The 6,345-nt window shown below is 65.1% G+C and carries 9 protein-coding genes; 6 read left to right on the top strand and 3 right to left on the bottom strand.

Annotation, left to right across the window (positions count from 1 at the left end; genetic code table 11):
- Positions 1-124 precede the first annotated feature (124 nt).
- The 3 genes from AC3EO4_RS55325 to AC3EO4_RS55315 all read left to right on the top strand — a co-directional run bounded on the left by AC3EO4_RS55325 (position 125) and on the right by AC3EO4_RS55315 (position 1,956).
- Positions 125-586 (top strand): sulfotransferase family protein, encoded by a 462-nt coding sequence (locus AC3EO4_RS55325; protein WP_431904860.1) that lies wholly within the window; start codon positions 125-127, stop codon positions 584-586.
- Positions 499-1,428, top strand: coding sequence for an RCC1 domain-containing protein (locus AC3EO4_RS55320; RefSeq protein WP_488186391.1), 930 nt, complete (start codon positions 499-501; stop codon positions 1,426-1,428). The genes AC3EO4_RS55325 and AC3EO4_RS55320 overlap by 88 nt, the downstream gene beginning before the upstream one ends.
- An 84-nt stretch (positions 1,429-1,512) precedes the next feature.
- Positions 1,513-1,956, top strand: a complete 444-nt coding sequence (locus AC3EO4_RS55315) for a tyrosine-type recombinase/integrase (RefSeq protein WP_431904857.1) — start codon at positions 1,513-1,515, stop codon at positions 1,954-1,956.
- 252 nt (positions 1,957-2,208) lie between these two features.
- Here AC3EO4_RS55315 and AC3EO4_RS55310 read toward each other — a convergent pair whose 3' ends face one another.
- The 3 genes from AC3EO4_RS55310 to AC3EO4_RS55300 all read right to left on the bottom strand — a co-directional run bounded on the left by AC3EO4_RS55310 (position 2,209) and on the right by AC3EO4_RS55300 (position 4,530).
- Complete coding sequence (locus tag AC3EO4_RS55310) at positions 2,209-2,748, bottom strand: hypothetical protein (protein WP_431904855.1); 540 nt, start codon at positions 2,746-2,748, stop codon at positions 2,209-2,211.
- Between the two features lie 125 nt (positions 2,749-2,873).
- Positions 2,874-3,443 carry an HD domain-containing protein gene (locus tag AC3EO4_RS55305; protein ID WP_431904862.1) on the bottom strand — a complete coding sequence of 190 codons (570 nt, stop codon included), beginning with the start codon at positions 3,441-3,443 and terminating at the stop codon, positions 2,874-2,876.
- 25 nt (positions 3,444-3,468) lie between these two features.
- Positions 3,469-4,530 carry a helix-turn-helix domain-containing protein gene (locus AC3EO4_RS55300; protein WP_431904853.1) on the bottom strand — a complete coding sequence of 354 codons (1,062 nt, stop codon included), beginning with the start codon at positions 4,528-4,530 and terminating at the stop codon, positions 3,469-3,471.
- A 324-nt stretch (positions 4,531-4,854) separates the two neighbouring features.
- Between AC3EO4_RS55300 and AC3EO4_RS55295 the strand changes: the two genes are divergently transcribed.
- The 3 genes from AC3EO4_RS55295 to AC3EO4_RS55285 all read left to right on the top strand — a co-directional run bounded on the left by AC3EO4_RS55295 (position 4,855) and on the right by AC3EO4_RS55285 (position 6,292).
- Entirely contained in the window at positions 4,855-5,148 is a 294-nt protein-coding gene (locus AC3EO4_RS55295; protein ID WP_431904850.1) for a hypothetical protein, read from the top strand.
- Between the two features lie 38 nt (positions 5,149-5,186).
- Positions 5,187-5,591: a hypothetical protein gene (locus AC3EO4_RS55290; protein ID WP_488186390.1), complete on the top strand. Its 405-nt coding sequence runs from the start codon at positions 5,187-5,189 to the stop codon at positions 5,589-5,591.
- A gap of 458 nt (positions 5,592-6,049) precedes the next feature.
- Positions 6,050-6,292 (top strand): bacteriocin immunity protein, encoded by a 243-nt coding sequence (locus AC3EO4_RS55285; protein WP_431904845.1) that lies wholly within the window; start codon positions 6,050-6,052, stop codon positions 6,290-6,292.
- The last annotated feature ends 53 nt before the right edge of the window (positions 6,293-6,345 follow it).

The raw sequence follows: 6,345 nt of genomic DNA, 5'->3' as shown, positions 1-6,345 counted from the left end.
TCCAACACCCACGCCAAGGCCGCGGTCAACGTCTGCCGAAAGGTGAACGCCGCGGCCGCAGCAGCAGGAGGCTGACGTGTTACACGTGATCGGCGCGGGATTCCCGCGTACCGGAACCAGATCGGTGAAGGCCGCGCTGGAAAGGCTGGGATTCGGTCCCTGCTACCACATGGCCGAAATCGGGAGCAATCCCGACCACGTCGACCGGTGGCTGCCCGCCGCCTCCGGCCTGCCGCTGGACTGGGACAGCGTGCTCGACGGCTACCGATCCACCCAGGACTGGCCGGCCAGTTTCTTCTGGCGCGAGCAGGTGGAGGTCTACCCGGACGCGAAGGTCGTCCTGACCGTCCGCGATCCGCATCGCTGGTATGTCAGCATGCAGGCTCTGATCGCCACCCGCCGGGACGTGCCGCCGGATCTGCCTGAAGCGGGGGCCGCGGTACTCAGGACGATGGAGAGGCTCCGCCCGGTTCTCGATCTCATCGGAGAGCGCGACCGGTGGTGGCAGATGGCAGTGGCGCAGCGTGCTCACTGCGGGACGGCGTGGTGCGCCGACTGGTCGAACTCGGCAATGATGTGCACGTGAGTAGTCCTGTCATCGCCGCTGGACGACGACACTCGTTGGGGCTGTGCGCCGACGGCACCGTGGTTGCGACCGGCACGGGGGCATCTGGTGAGTGTCGAGTCGAACACTGGGCTCATGTGGTCGCCGTGGCGGCCGGCAACGTGCATACGGCGTCGAACACTGGACGGTCCCACAGCGTCGGCCTCCGCGTGGACGGCGCGGTGATGGCGACGGGCTGGAACGGTGACGGGCAGTGTCACGTCGCGTCATGGCGCGACGTGACCCTTGTCGCCGCGGGCTGGCGCCGCACCCTGGGGCTAGTCGGTGACGGCACCGTGCTGGCCGCGGGGCGGCTCCGCGAGGGAGCATGCAACGTGAGCCAATGGCGTGAGATTGTCGCGTTGGCTTGTGGCGACTGGCATTCGGTGGGCCTCAGAGCCGACGGGACCACCGTTGCCGTTGGCAACGATCGTCGTGGGCAGTGCGTGGTCGACACGTGGCGTGACGTTACCGCCGTCGCCGCCGGCTACCTTCACACGGTCGGTCTCACCAACGACGGACGCGTCTTTGCGGTTGGGGATCAATCGGCGGGTGCCTGTGACGTCAGTGCTTGGAGAGGCGTTGTGGCAGTGGCGGCTGGGAGCTACCACACCGTCGGAGTCACCGCAGCTGGCCGAGTCGTGGCCGTGGGCAGCAACGATTCCGGCCAGCGCGACGTAGCCGACTGGCGCGAGATCGTCGCGGTGGCGGCCGGATCCACCCACACTCTCGGACTGCGCGCGGACGGAACGGTTGTCGCCGCCGGAAACAACGAGCATGGTCAGTGCGACATCACCGACTGGGAGGCGATCCGGGTCGCCTGACTAGATAGGGGTGCGGTCAAGGTAAGGCCAACACCCGCCACGAGTTGATCTTGTAGAGCGTTTTCGCAGGCCGGAACGGTCGCTGTGTATCGCTCCGTACGGGCGAAAGGTGATACCAAGACACGGAAGTCGAGGCGCGTCCTGAAGCTCTCCAAGAGGGCGCTGCAGGTCCTCAAGGTTCACAAAGCCAGGGCAGCCGAACGCCTCGCGTCGGGCGAACGGGGGACCGACGACGCCCTCGTATTCCGTCGCGAGGACGGGATCGCGATGGATCGCTGGTACGTCCGTCGCGAGCTCCAGAAGATCACAGATGCGGCGGGGATCGGCCCAGACTGGTGTCCGCGCGAGCTGCGGTACAGCTTCGTCTCGCTGCTGTCCGCGCATGATGTCGCCATAGAGGAGATCTCGCGTCTCGTTGGCCACTCGTCAACGAACGTGACCGAGACCGTCTACCGCCAGGAGATCAGGCCGGCGTTGACCAAGGGCGCTGAAGCCATGGACAAGATCTTCAAGGCTAGGACGGCATGACCGAGTGGCCTGAAAAAAGGGCGCCTCCCTTTCGGAAGACACCCTCATCGACCAGCGAATATCTGGTCGGGACGACAGGATTTGAACCTGCGACCCCTTGACCCCCAGGCAACCACGGTAGGGGCGGGACCTTGCCCGACTCCCGCTCCTACCTGGGGAAACAGTCCACCGTGATCCACAGCCGTCTGAGCTGATCCAGGGCGATTGTCACTCAGTTCGTCACTCAGCAACCCGCTCCTTGGGTGCTTCTGATTAAAAGCCTGCATCCCACCTTTCGGTGTGGCTCATCTCCCACAGGGTCTTGTCAACGTGGCGTACGGTCCAGCCGTACCCCGCCGTTTTCGCGCCCTGGTCGATGTACCTTCTCACGTCCCACCCGTCCAGAGCCGACAGCGAGTCCAGCGCCGCGGAAGGCGACTCCGAATGTTCTGCCGCAGCCTGTTCGTCCCAGCCGCTTTCGATCAATCGATGATAGGCATGGCGCATGAGAGCGTTGGGGTCCTCTACCAGGAAGTCCCACCGCCCCATCACGCTCAGCCGCTGAACCTCTTCGGGCTCGGGAAGGGTCTCCTCGTCTTCCTCATCCTCGTCCTCATGAATGTCGGCGAAGACGTTGCCCCAGCCTGTGGCCTCAAAGATCGCATCCGCGTATGAGCGCACGGCTGATCTCAGCTCCTGGCCCGCGGATGCGGCCATCGCCGATGAGTCGCTGCCCTGAGACAGCACGACGGCGGCGTGATCACGAAGCGCCTTCACAAGCTGCTCACAGGCCATGTCGATATCGGTGGACATGGCTAGAAAGCTAGCGAAGATCAGGCGTCTCCTGTAGCAGCGATCACCCTCTTCTGTACGGCTGGCAGCCGTATGCACTTCAAGCCCAAGGCGCTTCTCGAACGTCGCTCACTCGAACGCGTCCGTCAGCCCTCGTCACCGTTGAGGACTCGGGTCATCCACTCAAGCGAACCCGTGGTGAGTACCTCGTCGGCGATGCGCTTGGCGGACTTCGTCTTGAGCGCGGCAAGGGAGCTGTCGATCCAGGGCTGGACGTTCTGATGTCCCTGCTCCCGATACTCGACGGCCTGGATGAGGCATTCCAGCTTGTCGGCGTCACGCGCGCAGACGGCTTCGAGGCTCGTCTTCTCCTCGTACTCTTCGACCGCTCCGCTCATCATGTCCGCGACGGGCTCCGGGGTGCCTCGCGTCTGGTCGGCGGTGACCTTCTCGTTCGGAGCGGCTTGGAGATAGCGCTTGCCGATGTAGGGGATGTCGGTGACGCGGGTCTCCTGGGTGTCGTGCAACAGGCTCATGAACGCCGCCCGCTCGGGGTTGCCGCCCTCCAGAACGGTGATCACGCTCGCGATGATCGCTGCCCGGAACGAGTGCTCGGCAATGCTTTCCGGGTCACGAACCCCGGCTACCAGCCACCCTGTGCGCTTGAAGCGCTTGAGCAGACCGATTTCGTACAGCAAGCCGGTGAGCCTGGCCATGTCATCCGACACGAGTTGTCCCCTCTCAGCCTCGATGCATCATCCGCTGAGCGTAGACGACGGCCTCCAGTTCCCGTCGTGACTGCGCTGAGAGTTCGGTGCCATCGAACAGGCGAAGGGCACGCTCCCTGAGGCGGTCCGCCGTCTGTATGTCCAGAACGTAGGGGCGGAGCATGACCAGTGCCCAGAGGGTGTGGACAACGACATCGACGAAGGGGTTGGCGGCATCCAGCTTGCTCGTCAGGTGGCGGCCCAGATGGGTGCCTCGCCAGTCGTCAGGGCTCAGCTCGACCATGAACATGTCACTCACCTGGGGCTCGCTGACTTCTCCCATCCAATAGGCCCAGTAGTTGAGGTTGGCCAACTCGCAAGTGTCATCTGCCAAGCGTGTCCGGATGAAGTGCTGCAAGCCCTCACGGTCGCCGACCCTGGCCAGGGAGTGGGCGCCAGACCGGATGACAGCCCACGTCGGTGACCAGTCGCCCGTCTGCGTGCCAACACGTCGCTCTTCGGCGCGCTGCGTCCTCTCCAGCCAGTCGGCGGTCCCTCCGCTGTCGTCGAAGCCTGCGACGTAATGGGCCTGCCGACGTAGCAACAACCCCTTCACGCTCTCGACGTCGGCGCTCTCAGCCGCCCACTTCAGGTGGTCGAAGAAGTGCGCGCGTTCATCGGCGGCAAGAGACGGCCCGGCTCCTGCGGGTCCTCGACGGCTGGCGGTCTTCTCTACGCCCGAGATAGCCGACGGCGCCGTGCTGGTGAACGGCCACGCCACGAGGTCGGTGAATGGACGAGTGATCACCCAGGACGCCAAAGGGTGATCGTCGGCTATCGACTCGCCGGGCTTGGTGCTGAGCACGTAACCGATGAACCGATCTGCTTCCAAGGCGGCGTCGAGTTGCGGGAGCAAACGCGGTGGCGCGCCAAGGGACAAGAGAGACTGGCGCAACCCCAGATAGGTGCCGGTAGAGGTCGCCATCAATGGACGGCGTCCGGATTCCCACCCCTGCACGGTCGTCGTGTCCACGCCCAGTCGTTCGGCGAATCGTTCCTGAGTGAGTCCGGCCGACTCACGAATGACCTTGAGCACGTGTCCGGACACGCGACCCTCGCGGCCTCGTTCGGCGTAACCCCGACTGGTGGTGAGTGTTCGGGGGCCAGGGGGAGTCATGAGGTGGTCACCGCCGTCGGTACTCGTACTTCCGGTCAGTTCTAGGTCATCAGCGTCGCGCCTAGCGTCTTCACCAGCGCTTACAGACTCATCAAGCGTAACCCTCGAAGCGCTTGGAGTGATCGGAACATCCAGGTGGGAGTAATGGAATCGCGACCCGGAAGACAGCTCCGCACAGACGAACTCGCTCGCTCCGTACAACCGCCCCTGTGGATCAACGCCGCTGATCGACTGAGGCTCGCATTGGCCGATCTCGGCATCGTGGCCGATGCTCACGACGGTTACGGCCTCGCCTTGGTGTCGGTATGGGTCGGGCTGGTGGTGTGGTGCGACGGCGAGTGGTTCTGGTGGCGATCGGGATGGGATGACCGGCGTAAGCGGGTTGTGTACGGCCGCCATCCGGCGACTGAGCCGTCACGGGCCGCTCGGCGGATCGCCTTCCGCTATGCCGAACTCCAGAAGCGGCATCCGCTCTCGGAGGTGATCGCCGATCTCGCATCCGCTGACGCGGGGCCAGCGGGCAGGGTCACACGGTGACGGCGTCATGGCGCACGGCTGGGGCTCGCGCCAAGATCGTGGATCTGTTGCACAGCCCTGCCCGGACCCGTGCCTCTGGTGCATGGCTGGTAGGGCAACGCGGAACCGTGGTCGGCGTCTTGCGCAACGGGACCCTGGCCCTGCTCGAACTCGACGCGGACGACGACGAACTGCCGGGCAGGGTGCGACGCTGGCCGGTTCACTGGGATGACCTGCTCGTGTACGCCATGGAACCGGGGCCGGATGATCCCGCCGATGATTTCCGGCTCGGGCTATCCGGCGCAGGACGACGAGTGGTGCAGCACGCCGCATCTCCCGACACGAAGATCAGCATGTGTGGAGAGCCCGTGTATCCGCTGCCGGTCTGCGGCTGGTCCATGCCGTTCTCGCCTACGGCTGCTCGCGCCTGCCCAGAGTGCGTCCGCCTGGCAGCGCTTCCATGAACGAGGCGACGGCGCGGTTGAACTCCTGGCATTACCGGGTGTGCCTGGAGGAACCTCTCTGTCCCGCGTCGTCGTCTCCCTGGTGTGGCCGATCCATCCCACGGCCACATTTCCCCCGCCCCCGATAGCTGCCAGATTGTGTGGCCCGACCGAGGTGTCCACTCCGTCTTCGGATACCGCTGCCCTGCGGCTTCCACGCGGCACACACCCATGCCGCATAGACGGAGTTGACGCCGACCGAGGGACACGAACAATGCGGTGTCGGGGGCGGGGGTACGGACCTCAGCCCGTGATCCATCCGCCTTCGGAGTGCAGCGGCCGGCGCGCATGCGAAGCACCCCGTAGGGGCCGCGTAGCGGTGGGGGCCGGTGGCGGAACGGCGCTCTAGGCGGCGCCTTCGCGATCTTTAAGGTCTGTAGGCTGCCGGGATCGTTGATCGATCGCTCTAGGAGCGGATCATGGCCGAGCGCGCGAAACCGGGCAGTCTGAGCCGTGAGGAAGCCGTTGTCATCGTGCAGCGGATCATGGACGTCGACTATGCCGACGATCGGGAAGCAGATCTCTTGCTGGAGGCGCTCGCCCGCTCGTTGGGATGTCCTCAGGGCTATGTCTCCGATCTGATCTTCTGGCCCAAAGGGCCTGAACCCACTGCGGAGCAGGTGGTTGATGAAGCTTTGGCCTACCGGCCCATCGCGCTCTGACTGCAGGTGCCGTGGATCGGCACGCCGCCGTGGAGCGGGGGCGGTGGGCGGCG

Source organism: Nonomuraea sp. bgisy101 (assembly GCF_057708945.1).
The sequence above is the reverse complement of the archived record's forward strand: the minus strand, read 5'-3'. Positions and strand labels throughout refer to the sequence as shown.